Below are 17,347 nucleotides of genomic sequence, written 5' to 3' on the forward strand. Positions count from 1 at the left end.
CCGGGCCCTTCCGGCGTTCCGTGCGGAGGTCAGCCGCCGAGGGGCAGGCCGCCCAGGGTCTGGCCGGTCGGCAGGCCGCCGAGGCCGCCGCCCAGGGCGCCGCCGGTCGGGCCCTCGGCGCTCTCGGCGGCCGCGCCGGCCGCCTTGCCGACGACCTCGCCCGCCGCGCCGCCGGCGGTGTCGCCGGCGACCTTCTCGGCGACCGGGCCGGCGGCCTCGCCGGCCTGGCCGACGACGCCGGAGGTGGACCGCGAGGCGCCGTCGAGGGTGGTGCCCGCTTCGGCGACGTCCACGGCCGTCAGGCTGCCGAGGGCGCCGGTCGGCGCGAGGCTGTGGTCGAGGGCGCTCGCGGAGCCGGCCGCACCGACCACGGGGGCTGCTCCGGCCGCGAGGAGGAGGGCGGCGCGGGCGATCCGGCGGGTCAGGGGGAGGGACATGGTGCTCCTTCGACGAGGTGCGACGTGTGCGTTCGGACGCAGTGACAACCGGCCCCGGGGCGGGGGAGGTTGCGGCGGTCGAAGGTAAAGAATTGGCAACGCGTCGTAGGGGCGGGCGGGGAGCAAAGCGGACGAACACGTCATTGCGCAGGTCCCTGCCGAACCGTCACTCCCCTTGCGCCACAAGGGAAACGGGGGCCCCGGAGAACCGTCCCGAAGCCCCGCCGGACTCCTCGCGCCCCGGCCCGGGACCGTGCCACGGGCGAGTGACGGGGAGAACGGCTGTGCAGCGGGGTTTTCGCTACTCCGCCAGCCGCACGCGGACGGACGCGCCGTCCGCCGCCGGGGCGCCCGAGACCTCCGACCAGCCGCCGAGGGCCTCGCCCGCGCGCCAGACCCGGTCCCGGTAGGAGACCTCCGCGATGCGCAGGGACTCCGACCGGGCCACCGCCCACTGCGCCAGCTCCCAGCCGCGCCGCTCGTCCGCGCCGGACCCCGCGCCCGCCACCGGCCGCACCGGCACCACGAGGACCGTCGGCCCCGGCCCCGGCGCCGACCGGCCCGCGCCCGGACCGCCGGCCACCGCCGTCGGGGCCGCCCTCTCGCCGAAGGCCCGTACCAGCTCCGCGCGCACCCGCCGGGGATCGCCCGGACGGCCCTTCTCCGGGTTCGCCGTGCAGGAGAGCCCGGCCGGCGTCCGGCCCGTCAGGGCCGCGGCGAGCAGCGCGGCGTCCGGCTCGTGCTTCGCGTACGCCTGCGGGAAGCCGCTCTTCTGCACCTTCTGCGCTGCCACCGTCAGCGGCAGCCGCGAGTACCCCGGGACCTTCTCCAGGCCCTCGTAGAACCTCCCCGCCGAGTACACCGGGTCCATGATCTGCGCCGGAGTGCCCCAGCCCATCGAAGGGCGCTGCTGGAAGAGGCCGAGCGAGTCCCGGTCGCCGTGCCGGATGTTCCGCAGCGCCGACTCCTGGAGCGCCGTCGCCAGCGCGATCGTCACCGCCCGCTCCGGCAGCCCCCGGGTGGTGCCCACGGCCGAGATCGTCGCCGCGTTGGACGCCTGGTCCGGGGTGAACTCGTACCGGTGGTCGCCGCTGCCCACGGCGCACCGGGGAGTGCCCTTGCTGCCCGTCACCTGGTGGAGGCCGACGTACGAGGCGAGGCCGATGAGCACGGCGAAGGCGACCCCGGAACGGGCGAGGCGGCCACGGCGGGCGGGACGGATGGGCTCGGACACGGGGCCCACCGTACTGGAGGCCGGGTTAGGGTCGGCATATGGCTGACATCACCCCGCTCGACGCCCTCCTCGACCTGTCCCAGGACGGGGCCGCCCTCACCGCCGCCCTCGTCGACCTCCCGTCCGTCAGCGGGACCGAGAAGCCGCTCGCCGACGCGGTCGAGCGGGCCCTGCGCGCCCTGCCGCACCTCACCGTCGACCGGTACGGCAACAACGTCGTCGCCCGCACGACGCTCGGCCGCGCGGAGCGGGTCGTCCTCGCCGGCCACATCGACACCGTCCCCATCGCGGACAACGTGCCCTCGCGCCTCGACGAGGACGGCGTCCTGTGGGGCTGCGGCACCTCCGACATGAAGTCCGGCGTCGCCGTGCAGCTCCGGATCGCCGCCACCGTCCCCGAGCCCAACCGCGACCTCACCTTCGTCTTCTACGACAACGAGGAGGTCGCCGCCGACCTCAACGGCCTCGGGAAGATCGCCGCCGCGCACCCGGAGTGGCTGGAGGGCGACTTCGCGGTCCTCCTCGAACCCTCCGACGGCCAGGTCGAGGGCGGCTGCCAGGGCACCCTCCGCGTCGTCCTGCACACCGCCGGCGAGCGCGCCCACTCCGCCCGCTCCTGGATGGGCTCCAACGCCGTCCACGCCGCCGCCCCCATCCTCGCCCGCCTCGCCGCGTACGAGCCGCGCAAGCCGGTCATCGACGGCCTGGAGTACCACGAGGGCCTCAACGCCGTGGCGATCCAGGGCGGCGTCGCCACCAACGTCATCCCCGACGCCTGCACGGTCACCGTCAACTACCGGTACGCGCCCGACCGCTCCCCGGCCGAGGCCCTGGCCCACGTCCGCGAGGTCTTCGCCGACTGCGACATCGCCGAGCTGGTCGTGGACGACGAGAGCCCCGGCGCCCTGCCCGGCCTCTCCCACCCCGCCGCGGAGGCCTTCATGAAGGCCGTCGGCGGCAGCGCGCACCCCAAGTTCGGCTGGACCGACGTCTCCCGCTTCAGCGCCCTCGGCGTCCCCGCCGTCAACTACGGACCCGGCGATCCCATGTACGCGCACAAGCGGGACGAGCACGTCGTCGTCGAGCGGATCCACCACTGCGAGGCCCGGCTCCGCGACTGGCTGACCGCCCGACTTCCGTAATTTCGCGTTTCGTCACCTGTGTCGTCCTACCCTGACCGGACCAGAAGATCAGTTGGCGGTCCACGGCGGACCGCCGAGCGGCGGAGGGAGCAGGCCATGGGCATTCCCGAGGGAGTGGCGAAGCCCGAGGAGCAGCGTCAGGGCCCGGTGCTCAGGCGCAGGGACCAGGTCCAGCCGGGCACGGCGGACCAGCGGCTGCTCGACACGGAGGGCGACTCGGAGTGGGTGCACACCGACCCCTGGCGCGTCATGCGCATCCAGTCCGAGTTCGTCGAGGGGTTCGGCGCCCTCGCCGAACTGCCGAGCGCGATCAGCGTCTTCGGTTCGGCGCGCACCAAGCCGGACTCGCCCGAGTACGAGGCGGGCGTGCGGCTCGGCCGGGCGCTGGTCGAGGCGGGCTTCGCGGTCATCACGGGCGGCGGCCCCGGCGCCATGGAGGCGGCCAACAAGGGGGCCAGCGAGGCCAAGGGCGTCTCGGTGGGACTCGGCATCGAGCTCCCCTTCGAGCAGGGCCTCAACCCGTACGTCGACATCGGCATGAACTTCCGGTACTTCTTCGTCCGGAAGACGATGTTCGTGAAGTACGCCCAGGGGTTCGTCGTCCTGCCCGGCGGGCTCGGCACCCTGGACGAGCTCTTCGAGGCGCTCACCCTGGTGCAGACCCGCAAGGTCACCCGCTTTCCGATCGTCCTGTTCGGGACGGAGTACTGGAAGGGCCTCGTCGACTGGCTGCGCGACTCGGTCGTCGCGGGCGGCAAGGCCGCGGAGCAGGACCTGCTGCTCTTCCACGTCACGGACGACGTGGAGGAGGCGGTGGCGCTGGTGAGCAAGGAGACCGGCAAGTAGGAACCCGGCCGGTGGGGGCGCCGGGCCCCGGCGCCCCCACCCGCGTCCTACGCGAGCCCGCGCCGCGCCACGGCCGGCGGGCGGTGGCCGGCGATCGACGCCACCATGTCCAGGACCTGCTTCGTCTCCGCGACCTCGTGCACCCGGTAGACCCGGGCCCCCAGCCACGCGGACACCGCCGTCGTCGCCAGCGTGCCGAGCAGCCGCTCCCGCACCGGGCGGTCGAGCGTCTCGCCCACGAAGTCCTTGTTCGACAGGGACACGAGCACCGGCCAGCCGGTCTCCGCCATCTCACCGAGCCGCCGGGTCGCCTCCAGGCTGTGCCGGGTGTTCTTCCCGAAGTCGTGCCCCGGGTCGATCATGATCCCGTCCCGGCGCACCCCCAGCGCGGCCGCCCGCTCCGCGAGCCCCACCGTCACCCGGAGGACGTCGGCCATCACGTCCTCGTACTCCACCCGGTGCGGCCGGGTCCGCGGCTCCGCGCCCCCCGCGTGGGTGCAGACGAGCCCCGCCCCGTACGTCGCCGCCACCTCCGCGAGCCGCGGATCGACCCCGCCCCACGCGTCGTTCAGGACGTCCGCCCCGGCCTCGCAGACCGCCTCGCCGACCTCCGCCCGCCAGGTGTCCACGCTGATCACCACGTCCGGGTGGCGCCTGCGGACCTCGGCGACGAAACCGACCGTGCGCCGCGCCTCCTCCTCGGCCGTCACCTCCTCGCCGGGACCGGCCTTCACCCCGCCGATGTCGACGATCGCCGCCCCCTCGGCCACGGCCCGCTCGACCCGGGCGAGCGCGGGTTCGTCCAGGAAGGTCGAGCCCCGGTCGTAGAAGGAGTCCGGGGTCCGGTTCACGATCGCCATCACCACCGGCTCGTGCGGCCCGAATTCACGCCGTCCCAAGCGCAGCATCCCTTGTGCCCTCCCTCGCGTCCGTTCGCCTGCGACCCTAACCGTCGGTGACGCATGGCACGATCGGCACCGGACGGTTTCCACTCCGGGAAGAGGCACGCGGGTGTTCTGGTTTCTGCTCATCACGATGGTCGTGGTCGTCGCCGCGGTGACCCTGGCCGTGGTCGGCGGCGGGGAGAGCGAGGTGCTCCCCGAGGCGGCGCCCGAGCAGCTCGTCGACCCCCTGCCGGCCGCCCGGCCGGTCGACCGCGCCGACGTCGAGGCGCTCCGCCTCCCGGTCGCCGTCCGGGGCTACCGGATGGCGGACGTGGACGACGTCCTGGTCCGCCTCGGCGCGGAACTCGCCGAACGGGACGCCCGGATCGCCGAGCTGGAGGAGGCGCTCACGGGCGGGGGAGGGGGCCCGGGTCCCGGCCCGGCCTTGGGCTCCGGACCCGGTTTCGGCCCGGCCCCGGGCTCCGGCCCCGCCCCCGGTTCCGGTTCCGCCCCCGTTCCCGGTTCCGGCGACGCCGAGGACGGCCGCTCGTGACCGCCGGCGGCACGCTCACCGGCCCGGACGGCCTCGCGCGCTGTCCCTGGGGCCTGTCGACCGAGGACTACGTGGCGTACCACGACGAGGAGTGGGGCCGCCCGGTCCACGGCGACGACGCGCTCTTCGAGCGGCTCTGCCTGGAGGCCTTCCAGTCGGGCCTGTCCTGGATCACGATCCTGCGCCGCCGCGAGGGCTTCCGGCGCGCCTTCGCGGATTTCGGGATCGCCGCCGTCGCCGCCTTCGGCGACGCGGACCGCGAGCGGCTCCTCCTGGACGCGGGCATCATCCGCAACCGGGCCAAGATCGACGCCACCCTCGCCAACGCGAAGCTGCTCGCCGGCTGGGAGCCGGGCGAACTCGACGCCCTGATCTGGTCGCACGCCCCCGACCCGGCGACCCGCCCGGTCCCGCGCACCCTCGCCGACGTCCCGGCGGTCACCGACGAGTCCACGGCCCTCTCCAAGGCCCTCAAGAAGCGCGGCGTCCGCTTCGTCGGCCCCACCACGGCCTACGCCCTCATGCAGGCCTGCGGCCTCGTCGACGACCACCTGGAGGGGTGCGCGGCCCGGGGCGGCCGCGCGACCGCCCCGGTGAAGGCCCCGGTGGAGACCGTCTAGCGGCCCAGGTACCTCGGCTTCTCCTTGGCGACGAAGGCGCGGACCGCGATGGTGTGGTCCTCCGACGCGCCCGCCAGGGTCTGGAGCTCCTCCTCCTTGTCCAGGGCCTCGGAGAGCGAGCGGCCGGTGCCGTACGCCAGGGACTCCTTCAGGGCCGCGTACGCCACCGTCGGGCCGTCCGCGAGGGCGCGGGCCGTCCTCGCGGCCTCGGCGGCGAGGTCGGCGGCCGGGACGAGGCGGTTCGCGATGCCCAGCTCGTACGCCTCGCGCGCGCCGACCGAGCGCGGGAAGAGCAGCAGGTCGGAGGCGCGGCTCGCGCCGATCAGGCGCGGCAGCGTCCAGGACACGCCCGAGTCGGCGGTGAGCGCCACGCCCGCGAAGGAGGTGTTGAAGGAGGCCGTCTCCGCGACCACCCGGTAGTCCGCCGCGAGCGCGAAGCCGAAGCCGGCCCCCGCCGCGACCCCGTTCACGCCCGCGACCACCGGCTTCCGCATTCCGGCGAACGCCCTGACGATCGGGTTGTAGTGGTCGCGGACCGTGTTCATGGTGTCGCGCGTGCCGGACTCCTGGTCCGCCAGGAGCAGCCCCACGTGCTCCTTCAGGTCCTGCCCGACGCAGAACGCCCGGTCCCCGGCCGCCGTGAGCAGCACCGCCCGTACGGCGGGGTCCGACGCGGCCGTCTCCGCCGCGTCCCGGAGCGCGACCTTGGTGGCCACGTTCAGGGCGTTCATGGCCTCGGGCCGGTTGAGGGTGATGGTGGCGAGCCCGTCGCTCACCTCGTACAGCACCGTGTCGGCCATGGGTTTCCTCCGCCTCGTCGCGTGGTTGACCAGCACAGCATGGCGGAGATCACCCCCGTCGCACATGTGAGCTGCGTCAAAGAACAGGGGTGTCCGGACGGACTCCGGGCGGCGAAGTATCGCAGGCCGACCGCCGAAATGTGGGGTTATGAGAGAGCGCGTTGCGCAAGCGATGCCATTCGATGTTGGTCATCGGGTCCTGCCATGCGGGATAATGACCTGGAAGCAATGTGTTCGAAGCCGGTCACGCGTGCTCCACACCAAGGAGCTGCCCGGTTGTCGATGGGCTGGTTTCAGGAAGGGGAACAAGCATGGCGGCCATGAAGCCGCGGACGGGTGACGGCCCGCTCGAGGTGACCAAGGAGGGGCGGGGCATCGTCATGCGCGTTCCGCTCGAAGGCGGCGGTCGGCTTGTCGTCGAGCTGACCCCGGACGAGGCCGAGGCGCTGGGCGACGCCCTCAAGAAGGTCGTCGGCTGACCCTCTTCTCCAGGATTTCCACCGCCGCCCCGGTACGGCCCGCCGCACCGGGGCGGCGGTGTCTCCGGAGGCCGTACGGCTCCGTCACCGGCGGGGCCGGTCAGCCGCGGCGCACCGCGCACAGCAGTCCGTCGCCCACCGGCAGCAGCGAGGCCACCAGGGCCTGGCTCTCCCGCACCGTCCGGAGCAGCTCCCGGACCCGCTGGACCTCCGCCGGCTGCGCCGACGAGTCGATCGTCCGCCCGTCCGCGAAGACGCCCTCGAAGCAGACCAGACCCCCAGGTCGCAGCAGGCGCAACGATTCAGCGAGGTAGTCCAGGTACTCGAGCCGGTCGCCGTCGCAGAACACGAGGTCGTACCCGCCGTCCGCGAGCCGGGGGAGCACGTCCAGGGCGCGGCCGGGGATGAACCGGGCCCGGTTTCCCGCGAAGCCCGCCGCCCGGAAGGCCGTCTTGGCCAGCTGCTGCCGCTCCGGCTGGAGGTCCACCGTCGTCAGGACCCCGTCCGGCCGCATCCCGAGCAGCAGGTAGATGCCCGACACGCCCGTACCGGTACCGATCTCCGCCACCGCCTTGGCGTCCGCCGTCGCGGCGAGCAGGCGCAGCGCCCCGCCGGTGCCCGGCGACACCGAGGGGAGCCCTGCCTCGTCGGCCCGCTCACGGGCCCAGCGCAGTGCTTCGTCCTCGGCGACAAAGGCGTCGGCGAACGCCCAGCTCGTCTGCCGGTTGGCGGTAATGGCCCTCTCCTGTCCCCTTAGTTGACGCAACGGTGACTGTATCCGCTGCCGCCGGGAACCCGCAGATGGGACCGGGCGTTCACCTGGGGAGGGACGCGACGGAGGCAGCCGGGCGAGCCGGTTCCAAATTCGCGTAAAGATTCTTATCCGGAACTAACGGGCGAGGTGGCTATGGTAGGGGCTCCACTGGACACCACCAGAGCCGACAGGGGAGGTGCGGCTGCGCCTGGGGATCGGGGAGGAGCGCTTCGGCGTCTTCTCAGGTCGGCGGGTGAGCCGAAATCCGTGACCGACACCGCTGACCGTTCCCGCACCGCGGACTCCGCACCCACCACGGCGAGCTTCGCATCGGATGCGGAATCGCAGGCGTGGACCCCTCCCACCTGGGAGGAGATCGTCAGCACGCACAGTGGCCGGGTCTACCGCCTCGCCTACCGCCTCACGGGCAACCAGCACGACGCCGAGGACCTGACCCAGGAGGTCTTCGTCCGCGTCTTCCGCTCGCTGTCGACGTACACGCCGGGCACCTTCGAGGGCTGGCTCCACCGCATCACCACCAACCTCTTCCTCGACATGGTCCGCCGCAAGCAGCGCATCCGCTTCGACGCGCTCGCCGACGACGCCGCCGAGCGGCTCCCCAGCCGCGAGCCCTCGCCGCAGCAGGCCTTCAACGACACGCACTTCGACGCCGACGTGCAGCAGGCCCTCGACACCCTCGCGCCCGAGTTCCGCGCGGCCGTCGTCCTCTGCGACATCGAAGGACTGTCGTACGAGGAGATCGCGGCGACCCTCGGCGTGAAGCTCGGCACCGTCCGCAGCCGGATCCACCGCGGGCGCTCCCACCTGCGCAAGGCGCTCAAGCACCGCTCGCCGGAGGCCCGGGCGGAGCGTGCGTTCGCCTCCGTCGGATGGGAGGCGGGCACAGCGTGAGCGGCACACTCCCCACGTCACCGACCCCCGCGGAGCACCACCTCGGGGACCGGCTCGCCGCGCTCGTCGACGGCGAGCTGGGCCACGACGCCCGTGAGCGGGTCCTCGCCCACCTGGCGACCTGCGCCCGCTGCAAGGCCGAGGCCGACGCGCAGCGCACCCTCAAGAGCGTCTTCGCCTCCTCCGCGCCCCCGCCGCCCTCCGAGGGCCTCCTCGCGCGCCTCCAGGGCCTTCCCGGAAGCCCCGGCGAACCGCCGGGGGATCCGGGGGGCTTCGGGGGGCCGGGAGGCCTCAGGGGTTCCGGGGGCCCCAAAAGCCCCTTCGAGGAACTCCTCGGCACCCGGGGGGTGAAGTCGGACGGCTTCGCCACGGCGGTCGTCACCCCGCGCCCCGGGGGACCCGCCACGGGCTTCCGCATACACGAGGTCGGTGACCGCTCCCCGGGCTCCGGCGGACGCGGCCGGCGCTTCGCCTTCGCGGCCGCCAGCGCCGTCTCGTTCGCGGCCATCGCGCTCGGCGGCACGCTGCCGCTGGACGCGTCGGTGAGCGCGGCCGGGCGCGGCTCCCAGGGCACGGGCAGCGCGGTCACCCCGCTCCGCACCACCACCGCGGGCGGCGGCACCGGCACGCCCTTCGCGCGCGGCGCGCGCTCCGGGGAACGCACGGGCGCCCAGGCGGTCGTCGCCGCCCAGCCGCTCGCCGCGATCACCCCGGCGACGGTTCCGCAGGGTCCGGTGACGGCGCTGGTGCCGTTGACGGCCGTGCACTCCTTCGTCCCGCCCCGGGCGGCCGTGGGCCTCTCGTACCCGCCTTCCCGCCCCGTACTCCCTCTCTTCTCCCCGTTCGTCCGGCCGTCGGGCCCGGTCCTCCCGTCGGCCCCGGCCCCCGGGCCCGGTCCGGGGCCGACGACCGCACCGCTCGGCTCCCCCCGTTGACCCGCGACCTGGTTGAATCCAGGGACAGTGGCGCCCGACCCAGGGGCGCGGACGGGTCAGCGGTTGCGGGGAGAGCATGAACAACGGGAAGCCGAACTGGTGGAGCCGTCCTTCGAGCACACCGGAGACGGCGCGGATACCCGCGCCGTCTCCGTCCGGTGAGGGCGACGGCGACTTCCCCCTGCCCGCACCGCAACCGCCCGCGCTCCCGGAGCCGCCCGCCACCGCCCCGCTCGACGCGGCCCCGGCCGCCGCGCAGGCCCCGTCGCGGACCGCCGAGCCCGCCGGAACGGGCACCCGGGACTCCGAGCAGGCCGGGACCGGCCCTCAGGGCTCCCCACCGGACGCCGAGGCCGACTCCCAGGACCCCGCGCCCTCCGTCGTCCTCACCAAGGGCGAGCCGCAGGACCGGGCCCCGGACCAGGTCCCGTCCCCGGACCACGTCCCGCACCCGGCCCCGGACCACGTCCCGGACCACGCCCCGGCCCCCGCGCCGCAGGCACAGGCCCCGGCCGCCGCCCGGCCGCTGCACGCCCCCGACGAGTACCGGACGCCGCCCTACGGCGAGCCCGGACCGTGGGCGCCCGCGCCGCCCGTACAGCGGCCCCCGGCCCCCGTACCGCCCCAGCAGGGCCCCGTACCGCCGCACCCGCGGGGTCCCGCGCCCTGGGGGCAGTACGACCCCTGGGGCGTCGGCGGGCCCGTGCCCGCGCCCGCGCCCGCCAAGAGGTCCCGCAAGGGGCTCGCCGTGGCGGGGGCGCTCGTCTTCGCCCTGATCACCGGCGTCATCGGCGGCGGGATCGGCGCGTACGTCGAGCGCAACGGCGGCATCGCCGCCGTCGAACTGCCCCAGGCCGACGCCGAGAACACCGGCCGCGCCCCCGACAGCGTGGCCGGGATCGCCGCCAGCGCCCTGCCCGGCGTGGTCACCCTGCACGTCAAGGGCAGCGGCTCGGCCGGCACCGGCACCGGCTTCGTCCTGGACACCCGGGGCCACATCCTCACCAACAACCACGTCGTGGACGGCGCCCGGTCCTCCGCGGACATCTCGGTGACCTTCTCCAGCGGCGAGACCGCCCGCGCCAGGCTCGTCGGCAAGGACACCGGCTACGACCTGGCCGTCGTCCAGGTCACCGGCGTCTCCGGCCTCAAGGCCCTGCCGCTCGGCAACTCCGACAACGTGCGCGTCGGCGACCCCGTCGTCGCCATCGGCGCCCCCTTCGACCTCTCCAACACCGTGACCTCCGGCATCATCAGCGCCAAGGAGCGCCCGATCACCGCCGGCGGCGAGAAGGGCGACGGCAGCGACATCAGCTACGTCGACGCGCTCCAGACCGACGCCCCCATCAACCCCGGCAACTCCGGCGGCCCGCTCCTCGACTCCAGGGCCCGGGTCATCGGCATCAACAGCGCGATCCGCGCGGCCGGCGGCTCCGGCGACGGCGAGGGCGACGGCGCGAGCCAGCCCGGCTCCATCGGCCTCGGCTTCGCCATACCGATCAACCAGGGCAAGCGGGTCGCCGAGGAGCTCATCAACACCGGCAGGGCGACCCACCCCGTCATAGGCGTGAGCCTCGACATGCAGTACAACGGCGACGGCGCTCGCGTCGGCGAGAAGGGCAAGGACGGCACCGCCTCCGTCACGCCCGGCGGCCCGGCCGCCAAGGCGGGGCTCCGGCCCGGCGACGTCATCACCAAGGTCGACGGCCAGCGGGTGCACAACGGCGAGGAGCTCATCGTGAAGATCCGCGCCCACCGCCCGGGCGACCGCCTGGAGCTCACTCTGAGCCGCGACGGCAAAGAGCTGACAAAGACGTTGACGCTCGGTTCCTCGCAGGGCACCTGAGCGCCATGCGGCGGACACCGCGAGGTACCCGCCCGGCAGTTTCGGCGGGTACCGTGGAGCGGGCCCCGGACCGGCGTGAAGGAGCTACTAGGTGTTCAGCGACATAGGCGCACTCGAGCTGGTGACGCTCGTGGTCCTCGCCGTGCTCGTCTTCGGGCCGGACAAGCTCCCGAAGGTGATCCAGGACGTCTCGCGCTTCATCCGGAAGGTCCGCGAGTTCTCCGACGGCGCGAAGAACGACATCCGCAGCGAGCTGGGACCCGAGTTCAAGGACTTCGAGTTCGAGGACCTCAACCCCAAGACGTTCCTCCGCAAGCAGCTGGAGAGCAACGAGGACCTCAGGGAGCTCAAGGACCTGCGCGGCACCTTCGACCTCAAGAAGGAGATCAACGAGGTCGCCGACGCGGTCCACGGCCGCGAGACCCTGCCCGCCGTCAACGGCTCGGCCACCGGCGCGGCGCCGGTCGACGGCTCCCCGGCGGGCACCCCCGACCTGCTCAGGAAGCGGGACGAGCCGGGCGCCGGCGAGCGCCCTCCGTACGACTCCGACGCGACCTGACGACGGGCTGGTCACCGCCCCGGCGCGTCCCGGTGGCTATCCTCGCTCTGTTGACGGAACGAGGAGGCGGCCGAGATGGAGACCACGAGCCGGGTGGAGGGCACGCCCGTGGCCCGGCGGACCGACGAGGGCTACCTGCGGGCGCCCTTCGCCTGGTACGGCCTCGACGAGGCGTTCACCGGGCCGCGCCGGCTGATGCAGGTCGGCACGGCGGCGGACGGCAGTGTGCAGCACGGATCGACCGGGCACGGTGACGTGCCGTCGATAAAGTCGGACGCGAGCGGCGCGGAGAAGGAGCGTTTCGCCGTCGTCGTGACGGTCGCGGCGAGCCCCGTCCGGCGGACCGGCGACGGGACGGGCGTCCTCGACGCCACCACGGTCTCCTCCGCCGCCTGGCTGGCCGGCTCCGGACTGCTCGTCCACACCTGGCCGGCCTCGCTCGACCACGTGACCCGGGACAACTGGCTGGACCAGCAGACCGAGACGGCCTTCGAGCTCGCCGACGACCTCGACGGGCCCGCCTGGACGACGCTCTCGCTGCCCGTGGACGGGGTGCCGGTGCCGTTCCACTACCGCGAGTCCGAGTTCGGCTGGGTCCTGGCCGGCTCGGCGGCGGGCGTGCACCTGGGGGCGTACGGGCGGGGGATGAGCGCGTACGGGCTCGGGTTCGCGCAGATCAAGGACCTCGACGCATACGCCTGAGGACGGCGGAAGGGCGCCCCGGCGGACCGGGGCGCCCTTCTTCGTGGTCCGCTCAGAACTTGTTGCGCGGCGTGATGCCCAGGCTCATGCCCGACAGGCCGCGCTGACGGCCGCCCAGCTTGCCCGCGATCGCGCGGAGCGCCGCGCCCGCCGGGGAGTCCGGGTCGGACAGGACGACCGGCTTCCCGTCGTCACCGCCCTCGCGCAGCCGCACGTCGATCGGGATCGAGCCGAGGACCGGGACCGTCGCGCCCGTGGTCTGCGTCAGACCGTCCGCGACCCTCTGGCCGCCGCCGGTGCCGAACACGTCCACCATCTCGTCGCAGTGCGGACACGGCAGGCCCGCCATGTTCTCCACGACGCCGACGATCTTCTGGTGCGTCTGGACGGCGATCGAGCCGGCCCGCTCGGCGACCTCGGCCGCCGCCTGCTGCGGGGTCGTGACGACCAGGATCTCCGCGTTCGGCACGAGCTGCGCGACCGAGATCGCGATGTCGCCGGTGCCCGGGGGCAGGTCGAGCAGGAGGACGTCCAGGTCGCCCCAGTACACGTCCGCGAGGAACTGCTGGAGCGCGCGGTGCAGCATCGGGCCGCGCCACACCACCGGCGCGTTGCCCGGGGTGAACATGCCGATCGAGATGACCTTCACGCCGTTCGCCGACGGCGGCATGATCATGTTCTCGACCTGGGTCGGACGCCCGTCCGCGCCCAGCATCCGGGGCACGCTGTGGCCGTAGATGTCGGCGTCCACGACACCGACCTTCAGCCCGTCGGCGGCCATCGCGGCCGCCAGGTTCACGGTCACGGAGGACTTGCCGACACCGCCCTTGCCGGACGCCACCGCGTACACCCGGGTCAGCGAGCCGGGCTTCGCGAAGGGCACCTCGCGCTCGGCGCCCGAGCCGCGCAGCGCCGCCGCCAGCTCCTTGCGCTGCTCGTCGCCCATCACGTCGAGCGACACGTCGACGGCGGTGACGCCCTCGACCCGGGACACGGCCTCGGTCACCCGCTGGGTGATGGTGTCGCGCATGGGGCAGCCGGCGACGGTCAGGTAGACCGTGACGGCGACCCTGCCGTCCGGTTCGATCTCCACCGACTTGACCATGCCGAGTTCAGTGATCGGCTTGTTGATCTCAGGGTCGTTCACCGTCGCCAGTGCTTCGAGCACCGCGTCTTCCGTAGCCATACCGACGATGGTACGGCGCCGACCACCGGCCCGTGGAAGGGCTGTCAACGGTCGGGTACGTCACTTCCCCCGGCGCTGCCGGACGGGAAGGGGTTCCGGCGCTCCTCCATCTCCTTGAGGAGGTCCTGGAGCTCCGAGCGGATCCAGTCGCGCGTGGCGACCTCGCCGAGGCCCATGCGCAGCGCCGCGATCTCCCGCGTCAGGTACTCGGTGTCCGCGATCGACCGCTCGTTCTGCTTCCGGTCCTGTTCGAGGTTGACCCGGTCCCGGTCGTCCTGCCGGTTCTGCGCGAGCAGGATCAGCGGGGCCGCGTACGAGGCCTGGAGGGACAGCGCGAGCGTCAGGAAGATGAACGGGTACTCGTCGAACTTCAGCGGCCCCGGCGCGAAGATGTTCCACAGCACCCAGACGACGATCGTCAGCGTCATCCAGACCAGGAACCTGCCCGTCCCCAGGAAGCGGGCGATCCGCTCCGAGAGGCGCCCGAAGGCCTCCGGGTCGTACTCCGGCAGCAGTCTGGCCCGACGCTCCCTCGGCAGGTCCAGCCGGATCCGGGGCACGGCCCGCTCGCGCTCCCGGTCCTGCGTGCGTTCAGCGGCCATGCCCCGCCCCCTCCTCCTCGTGGAACTCGGTCTCGCGCCAGTCGTCCGGCAGCAGGTGGTCCAGCACGTCGTCGACGGTCACCGCGCCGAGCAGGGAGCCGCTCTCGTCCACGACGGGCGCGGCGACCATGTTGTACGCGGCGAGGTAGCTGGTGACGGCCGGCAGCGGGGTGTCCGGGCCGAGCGGCGGCAGGTCGCTGTCCACGATCGAGCTGACCAGGGTGAACGGCGGGTCCCGGAGGAGCCGCTGGAAGTGCACCGTGCCCAGGTACTTCCCGGTCGGCGTCTCGTCCGGCGGCCGGCACACGTACACCTGCGCGGCGAGCGCCGGGGACAGGTCCTGCTGGCGGACCCGGGCCAGCGCGTCCGCGACGGTCGCGTCCGGCCGCAGCACGATCGGCTCCGTCGTCATCAGACCGCCCGCCGTGCGCTCCTCGTACGCCAGGAGGCGGCGCACGTCCGCCGCGTCGTCCGGCCGCATCAGGGTCAGCAGCCGCTCCTGCTCCTCCTCGGGCAGCTCGGACAGCAGGTCGGCCGCGTCGTCCGGGTCCATCGCCTCCAGGACGTCGGCCGCGCGCTCCTCCTTCAGCTTGCCGAGGATCTCGATCTGGTCGTCCTCGGGCAGCTCCTCCAGGACGTCCGCGAGCCGGTCGTCGTCGAGGGCCGCGGCCACCTCGGCGCGCCGCTTGGGGGAGAGGTGGTGCAGCGCGTTGGCCAGGTCGGCCGGGCGCAGCTTCTCGAAGGTGGCGAGGAGGTTCTCGGCGCCCTGGCCGTGCTCCTCCAGGGAGAAGCCGGTGACGGCCGACCACTCGACGGTCAGCGTCTCGCCCCGGCGGCTCAGCACCCCGCCCTTGCCCTTGCGGACGAAGACCTTGTCGATCTCCCAGTCGCGGCGGGCGGGCAGCTGCTGGATGGCGACGTCGAGGACGGTGACCTCCTCGCCCTCCCGCCCTTCGCTCCCCACGAGCCGCACCCGCCGGTCCAGGAGCTCGCCGAGGACGAGCCGCTCGGTGGGGCGCTGCTCGAAGCGGCGCATGTTGACCACGCCGGTGGTGATGACCTGCCCGGACTCGACGCCGGTGATCCGGGTCATGGGCACGAAGACCCGGCGGCGGCTGAGCACCTCCACGACCATGCCGAGCAGGCGCGGCGGGCGGCGGCCGACCCGGAGCATGGCCACCAGGTCGCTGACCCGGCCGACCTGGTCGCCGACGGGGTCGAAGACGGGGACCCCCGCCAGGTGGGAGACGAAGATCCGGGGGGCGCCTGCCGCCATGCCACGCGCCTCCTCGGTGCCGCACGATTCGAGTCCTCGCAGCGCCCCGCCGGTGATCGCGGAGCTCTACCGGTTCAGGCTAGCCCGTGCCGTTCCGACCCGCTTCGGCAGTGCCTCCGTACGGCTGCCTGCGGGGGCCGCCGGCCGGCCCGGGTACGCTGCGGTCTGCTGTTACCCCGGTACCGGAGCCGGAACCCCCGGTACCGGCAGCGGCACCGGACCCCGCCCCTCCGCCCGGCCGGGGCCCGGCGCCCGTACGCCCGCACGATCACGAGAGGCAGCGCAGATGACCGTCCGCACCCCGGCATCGCGTATCCGCGGGGCCGTCGTGCCCCTGGCGCTCTGCGCCGGACTGACGGCGGGGCTCACGGCCTGCGCCGCCGACCCGGACGAGGGGACCAACGGGGTCGGGAGGCTCGCCGCCCCCGACATCGAGCGCGAGGCGCGGACGGTGGCGGACCGGGCGAGGGCGGTGCGCCTGGCCGGCACCCTGGTCAGCAAGGGGGGCACCTTCAAGCTCAACATGCGCCTCAAGCGGGACGGCGCCAGCGGCTCGGTGACGACGCGGAACGGCACCTTCGAGCTGACGCGGGTCGGCGACACGCTCTACCTGAAGGCCGACGCCGGCTTCTGGTCCCACGACAAGGGCGACGACGAGCCGACGCGGGCGGACGTCGAGGCCGCCGAGAAGCTCGACGGCAAGTACGTGAAGGTGCCGCAGGACGACCCCTCGTACAAGCAGCTGCGCGGCTTCACCGACATGCGGCCGCTGCTCGACGGCCTCATCGGACTGCACGGCGAGAAGGTCAAGGGCGACCGCACGCGGATCGGCGCGGTCCGCACGATCAAGGTCAAGGGCGGCGCGGGGGGCGAGGGCGGCGTCCTCGACGTGTCCCTGGACGGCTCCCCGTACCCCGTGCAGTTCGCGCGCGGCGGCGGCGGGGGCGTGGTGACGCTCTCCGACTGGAACAAGGACTTCCCGCTGGCCGCGCCGACGAAGGACGAGACCGTGGACTACGGCAAGCAGCTCCCCCGCACCTGAGGAGCTCCTGCTCAGCGGCGCTTGCGGCGCTTCAGGAGCAGGCGCGGGAGCGCGGCCGGCACGGGACGGCGGGTCGTCGCCGCCGTGGGCAGCGGTACGGCCGCCAGCGAGCCGTCCGGCAGCTCCGCGGCGACCTCGCGCGGGTCGAGCCGCACCACCCGGCACTCGCGCGCCCAGCGCTCCGGCATCGCCTCGCCGTCGGGCGCGTTGAGCCGCTTGCCCTTCAGCTCGGCGACGGCCGCGTCCCACTCCTCCGTACCGGCGGGCAGCTCGCGCACGGCGGCCGTCCAGGCGACGATCCGGCCGCCCTTGTCCTTGCTGCGGACGGTCACCTCGGCCGTCCCGCCGTCCACCAGGCCCGGCAGCGGCTGCTCACCGGGGCCGTCGCCGACGACGAGCGCGGCGCCGTCGTGCCAGACGTGCCAGAGCGCGCGGGCGGGCCCGGTGCCGCGCACCCACACCAGGCCGGACTTCTTGGTGGCCTCCTCGACGAGGGCGGGCCCGAGCGACTGATCGGTCATGCCCGCAGCCTATCCAC

The 17,347-nt window shown here is 73.9% G+C and carries 20 protein-coding genes; 11 read left to right on the top strand and 9 right to left on the bottom strand.

The window, feature by feature from the left end; translation table 11 throughout:
* Positions 1-29: 29 nt before the first annotated feature.
* Both ACFY7E_RS03715 and ACFY7E_RS03720 read right to left on the bottom strand, forming a co-directional pair.
* Complete coding sequence (locus ACFY7E_RS03715; protein WP_389480355.1) at positions 30-437, bottom strand: ATP-binding protein; 408 nt, start codon at positions 435-437, stop codon at positions 30-32.
* A gap of 301 nt (positions 438-738) precedes the next feature.
* A complete protein-coding gene (locus ACFY7E_RS03720) occupies positions 739-1,680 on the bottom strand; it encodes a hypothetical protein (protein WP_389480357.1) in 942 nt (313 codons plus the stop codon).
* 29 nt (positions 1,681-1,709) lie between these two features.
* On the opposite strand from ACFY7E_RS03720, the gene dapE reads away from it, so the two are divergent.
* Together dapE and ACFY7E_RS03730 are read left to right on the top strand one after the other, a co-directional pair.
* On the top strand, positions 1,710-2,813 hold the full coding sequence (gene dapE, locus ACFY7E_RS03725; RefSeq protein ID WP_389480359.1) for a succinyl-diaminopimelate desuccinylase: 1,104 nt from the start codon (positions 1,710-1,712) through the stop codon (positions 2,811-2,813).
* Between the two features lie 96 nt (positions 2,814-2,909).
* Positions 2,910-3,659, top strand: coding sequence for a TIGR00730 family Rossman fold protein (locus tag ACFY7E_RS03730; RefSeq protein ID WP_389480361.1), 750 nt, complete (start codon positions 2,910-2,912; stop codon positions 3,657-3,659).
* 47 nt (positions 3,660-3,706) lie between these two features.
* Here the strand turns inward: ACFY7E_RS03730 and folP are convergent, their stop codons facing one another.
* Complete coding sequence (folP, locus tag ACFY7E_RS03735; RefSeq protein ID WP_389480363.1) at positions 3,707-4,567, bottom strand: dihydropteroate synthase; 861 nt, start codon at positions 4,565-4,567, stop codon at positions 3,707-3,709.
* A 103-nt stretch (positions 4,568-4,670) separates the two neighbouring features.
* Between folP and ACFY7E_RS03740 the strand changes: the two genes are divergently transcribed.
* Positions 4,671-5,096, top strand: a complete 426-nt coding sequence (locus ACFY7E_RS03740) for a hypothetical protein (RefSeq protein WP_389480365.1) — start codon at positions 4,671-4,673, stop codon at positions 5,094-5,096.
* Positions 5,093-5,716, top strand: coding sequence for a DNA-3-methyladenine glycosylase I (locus tag ACFY7E_RS03745; protein ID WP_389480367.1), 624 nt, complete (start codon positions 5,093-5,095; stop codon positions 5,714-5,716). The genes ACFY7E_RS03740 and ACFY7E_RS03745 overlap by 4 nt, the downstream gene beginning before the upstream one ends.
* Here the strand turns inward: ACFY7E_RS03745 and ACFY7E_RS03750 are convergent.
* The gene (locus ACFY7E_RS03750) at positions 5,713-6,516 is read right to left on the bottom strand and encodes an enoyl-CoA hydratase/isomerase family protein (protein ID WP_389480369.1); all 804 of its coding nucleotides are present in this window, start codon (positions 6,514-6,516) and stop codon (positions 5,713-5,715) included. The two genes, ACFY7E_RS03745 and ACFY7E_RS03750, sit on opposite strands and share 4 nt — an antisense overlap.
* Positions 6,517-6,827: 311 nt before the next feature.
* Here ACFY7E_RS03750 and ACFY7E_RS03755 point away from each other — a divergent pair, with 311 nt between their 5' ends.
* On the top strand, positions 6,828-6,995 hold the full coding sequence (locus ACFY7E_RS03755; RefSeq protein ID WP_009997451.1) for a DUF3117 domain-containing protein: 168 nt from the start codon (positions 6,828-6,830) through the stop codon (positions 6,993-6,995).
* 100 nt (positions 6,996-7,095) lie between these two features.
* On the opposite strand, the gene ACFY7E_RS03760 is transcribed toward ACFY7E_RS03755, so the two are convergent.
* Positions 7,096-7,761, bottom strand: coding sequence for an O-methyltransferase (locus tag ACFY7E_RS03760; RefSeq protein ID WP_389480371.1), 666 nt, complete (start codon positions 7,759-7,761; stop codon positions 7,096-7,098).
* Between the two features lie 141 nt (positions 7,762-7,902).
* On the opposite strand from ACFY7E_RS03760, the gene sigE reads away from it, so the two are divergent.
* The 5 genes from sigE (at position 7,903) to ACFY7E_RS03785 (ending at position 12,703) form a co-directional block, all read left to right on the top strand.
* Entirely contained in the window at positions 7,903-8,661 is a 759-nt protein-coding gene (sigE, locus tag ACFY7E_RS03765) for an RNA polymerase sigma factor SigE (protein ID WP_389480373.1), read from the top strand.
* Positions 8,658-9,596 (top strand): anti-sigma factor family protein, encoded by a 939-nt coding sequence (locus ACFY7E_RS03770; RefSeq protein ID WP_389480375.1) that lies wholly within the window; start codon positions 8,658-8,660, stop codon positions 9,594-9,596. The genes sigE and ACFY7E_RS03770 overlap by 4 nt, the downstream gene beginning before the upstream one ends.
* A 76-nt stretch (positions 9,597-9,672) precedes the next feature.
* Entirely contained in the window at positions 9,673-11,442 is a 1,770-nt protein-coding gene (locus tag ACFY7E_RS03775) for a trypsin-like peptidase domain-containing protein (protein WP_389480377.1), read from the top strand.
* A 91-nt stretch (positions 11,443-11,533) separates the two neighbouring features.
* Entirely contained in the window at positions 11,534-12,001 is a 468-nt protein-coding gene (locus ACFY7E_RS03780) for a sec-independent translocase (protein ID WP_389480379.1), read from the top strand.
* A 75-nt stretch (positions 12,002-12,076) separates the two neighbouring features.
* Positions 12,077-12,703: a hypothetical protein gene (locus ACFY7E_RS03785; protein ID WP_389480381.1), complete on the top strand. Its 627-nt coding sequence runs from the start codon at positions 12,077-12,079 to the stop codon at positions 12,701-12,703.
* Between the two features lie 52 nt (positions 12,704-12,755).
* Here ACFY7E_RS03785 and ACFY7E_RS03790 read toward each other — a convergent pair whose 3' ends face one another.
* From ACFY7E_RS03790 to ACFY7E_RS03800, 3 genes are read right to left on the bottom strand one after another with little or no spacing between them, the layout of a single operon-like run.
* Entirely contained in the window at positions 12,756-13,889 is a 1,134-nt protein-coding gene (locus ACFY7E_RS03790) for an Mrp/NBP35 family ATP-binding protein (RefSeq protein WP_389480384.1), read from the bottom strand.
* Between the two features lie 44 nt (positions 13,890-13,933).
* Positions 13,934-14,491 carry a DUF1003 domain-containing protein gene (locus ACFY7E_RS03795; protein ID WP_389480386.1) on the bottom strand — a complete coding sequence of 186 codons (558 nt, stop codon included), beginning with the start codon at positions 14,489-14,491 and terminating at the stop codon, positions 13,934-13,936.
* Entirely contained in the window at positions 14,481-15,767 is a 1,287-nt protein-coding gene (locus ACFY7E_RS03800; protein WP_389480389.1) for a magnesium transporter MgtE N-terminal domain-containing protein, read from the bottom strand. The genes ACFY7E_RS03795 and ACFY7E_RS03800 overlap by 11 nt, the downstream gene beginning before the upstream one ends.
* Before the next feature lie 286 nt (positions 15,768-16,053).
* On the opposite strand from ACFY7E_RS03800, the gene ACFY7E_RS03805 reads away from it, so the two are divergent.
* Positions 16,054-16,809, top strand: a complete 756-nt coding sequence (locus ACFY7E_RS03805; RefSeq protein WP_383441049.1) for a hypothetical protein — start codon at positions 16,054-16,056, stop codon at positions 16,807-16,809.
* Between the two features lie 11 nt (positions 16,810-16,820).
* Here the strand turns inward: ACFY7E_RS03805 and ACFY7E_RS03810 are convergent, their stop codons facing one another.
* Positions 16,821-17,330: a hypothetical protein gene (locus tag ACFY7E_RS03810; RefSeq protein WP_389480391.1), complete on the bottom strand. Its 510-nt coding sequence runs from the start codon at positions 17,328-17,330 to the stop codon at positions 16,821-16,823.
* Between the last annotated feature and the right edge of the window lie 17 nt (positions 17,331-17,347).

The sequence above is a fragment of the Streptomyces sp. NPDC012825 genome (assembly GCF_042900925.1).
Taxonomy (GTDB): Bacteria; Actinomycetota; Actinomycetes; order Streptomycetales; family Streptomycetaceae; genus Streptomyces.

What these genes read in the sequence shown, in the direction of transcription:
- ACFY7E_RS03715 (WP_389480355.1), bottom strand. Translation starts at nt 437, where the DNA reads ATGTCCCTCCCCCTGACCCGCCGGATCGCCCGCGCCGCCCTCCTCCTC.
- dapE (WP_389480359.1), top strand. Translation starts at nt 1,710, where the DNA reads ATGGCTGACATCACCCCGCTCGACGCCCTCCTCGACCTGTCCCAGGAC.
- ACFY7E_RS03730 (WP_389480361.1), top strand. Translation starts at nt 2,910, where the DNA reads ATGGGCATTCCCGAGGGAGTGGCGAAGCCCGAGGAGCAGCGTCAGGGC.
- folP (WP_389480363.1), bottom strand. Translation starts at nt 4,567, where the DNA reads ATGCTGCGCTTGGGACGGCGTGAATTCGGGCCGCACGAGCCGGTGGTG.
- ACFY7E_RS03750 (WP_389480369.1), bottom strand. Translation starts at nt 6,516, where the DNA reads ATGGCCGACACGGTGCTGTACGAGGTGAGCGACGGGCTCGCCACCATC.
- ACFY7E_RS03755 (WP_009997451.1), top strand. Translation starts at nt 6,828, where the DNA reads ATGGCGGCCATGAAGCCGCGGACGGGTGACGGCCCGCTCGAGGTGACC.
- sigE (WP_389480373.1), top strand. Translation starts at nt 7,903, where the DNA reads ATGGTAGGGGCTCCACTGGACACCACCAGAGCCGACAGGGGAGGTGCG.
- ACFY7E_RS03775 (WP_389480377.1), top strand. Translation starts at nt 9,673, where the DNA reads ATGAACAACGGGAAGCCGAACTGGTGGAGCCGTCCTTCGAGCACACCG.
- ACFY7E_RS03785 (WP_389480381.1), top strand. Translation starts at nt 12,077, where the DNA reads ATGGAGACCACGAGCCGGGTGGAGGGCACGCCCGTGGCCCGGCGGACC.
- ACFY7E_RS03790 (WP_389480384.1), bottom strand. Translation starts at nt 13,889, where the DNA reads ATGGCTACGGAAGACGCGGTGCTCGAAGCACTGGCGACGGTGAACGAC.
- ACFY7E_RS03795 (WP_389480386.1), bottom strand. Translation starts at nt 14,491, where the DNA reads ATGGCCGCTGAACGCACGCAGGACCGGGAGCGCGAGCGGGCCGTGCCC.
- ACFY7E_RS03800 (WP_389480389.1), bottom strand. Translation starts at nt 15,767, where the DNA reads ATGGCGGCAGGCGCCCCCCGGATCTTCGTCTCCCACCTGGCGGGGGTC.
- ACFY7E_RS03805 (WP_383441049.1), top strand. Translation starts at nt 16,054, where the DNA reads ATGACCGTCCGCACCCCGGCATCGCGTATCCGCGGGGCCGTCGTGCCC.
- ACFY7E_RS03810 (WP_389480391.1), bottom strand. Translation starts at nt 17,330, where the DNA reads ATGACCGATCAGTCGCTCGGGCCCGCCCTCGTCGAGGAGGCCACCAAG.